This is a genomic window from Acinetobacter sp. YH12049, assembly GCF_013419875.1.
GTDB lineage: Bacteria > Pseudomonadota > Gammaproteobacteria > Pseudomonadales > Moraxellaceae > Acinetobacter > Acinetobacter amyesii.
Genome location: NZ_VOZH01000112.1, coordinates 1 through 1,168 on the forward strand (window position 1 = coordinate 1; position 1,168 = coordinate 1,168).

A 1,168-nucleotide genomic window follows, 5' to 3' on the forward strand; every position below is an offset into this window, starting at 1 on the left:
ATTATTATAGAAGCCCCCATGAATAAATCGCTCATCATTTTCGGCATCGTCAACATAACCTCGGACAGTTTCTCCGATGGAGGCCGGTATCTGGCGCCAGACGCAGCCATTGCGCAGGCGCGTAAGCTGATGGCCGAGGGGGCAGATGTGATCGACCTCGGTCCGGCATCCAGCAATCCCGACGCCGCGCCTGTTTCGTCCGACACAGAAATCGCGCGTATCGCGCCGGTGCTGGACGCGCTCAAGGCAGATGGCATTCCCGTCTCGCTCGACAGTTATCAACCCGCGACGCAAGCCTATGCCTTGTCGCGTGGTGTGGCCTATCTCAATGATATTCGCGGTTTTCCAGACGCTGCGTTCTATCCGCAATTGGCGAAATCATCTGCCAAACTCGTCGTTATGCATTCGGTGCAAGACGGGCAGGCAGATCGGCGCGAGGCACCCGCTGGCGACATCATGGATCACATTGCGGCGTTCTTTGACGCGCGCATCGCGGCGCTGACGGGTGCCGGTATCAAACGCAACCGCCTTGTCCTTGATCCCGGCATGGGGTTTTTTCTGGGGGCTGCTCCCGAAACCTCGCTCTCGGTGCTGGCGCGGTTCGATGAATTGCGGCTGCGCTTCGATTTGCCGGTGCTTCTGTCTGTTTCGCGCAAATCCTTTCTGCGCGCGCTCACAGGCCGTGGTCCGGGGGATGTCGGGGCCGCGACACTCGCTGCAGAGCTTGCCGCCGCCGCAGGTGGAGCTGACTTCATCCGCACACACGAGCCGCGCCCCTTGCGCGACGGGCTGGCGGTATTGGCGGCGCTGAAAGAAACCGCAAGAATTCGTTAACTGCACATTCGGGATATTTCTCTATATTCGCGGTTCAGCAGGCATGTCCCCTTTGAGGGCGACCCGACGACAGGATAATCGACCTTATGGTGCGCAAATATTTCGGCACAGACGGTATTCGTGGCAAAGCCAACGAAGGCGCGATGACGGCGGAAACCGCCTTGCGCGTCGGCATGGCGGCTGGCCGTGTCTTTCGTCGCGGTGACCACCGCCATCGTGTCGTGATCGGCAAGGATACGCGCCTGTCGGGCTATATGCTTGAACCCGCGCTCACAGCCGGTTTCACCTCGATGGGCATGGACGTATTCCTTTTTGGCCCGCTGCCGACAACGTA

At 59.8% G+C, this 1,168-nt stretch carries 1 protein-coding gene and 1 pseudogene; both read left to right on the top strand.

Annotated features, from left to right (window positions below; genetic code table 11):
- Positions 1–18 precede the first annotated feature (18 nt).
- A complete protein-coding gene (gene sul2, locus FTU05_RS17715; RefSeq protein WP_001043260.1) occupies positions 19–834 on the top strand; it encodes a sulfonamide-resistant dihydropteroate synthase Sul2 in 816 nt (271 codons plus the stop codon).
- Between the two features lie 86 nt (positions 835–920).
- Positions 921–1,168: pseudogene (gene glmM / locus FTU05_RS17720) on the top strand (phosphoglucosamine mutase); the annotation flags it as partial.

Bases quoted from the DNA above. Each gene is read 5' to 3' on its own strand.
- sul2 (WP_001043260.1), top strand. From the start codon at position 19: ATGAATAAATCGCTCATCATTTTCGGCATCGTCAACATAACCTCGGAC.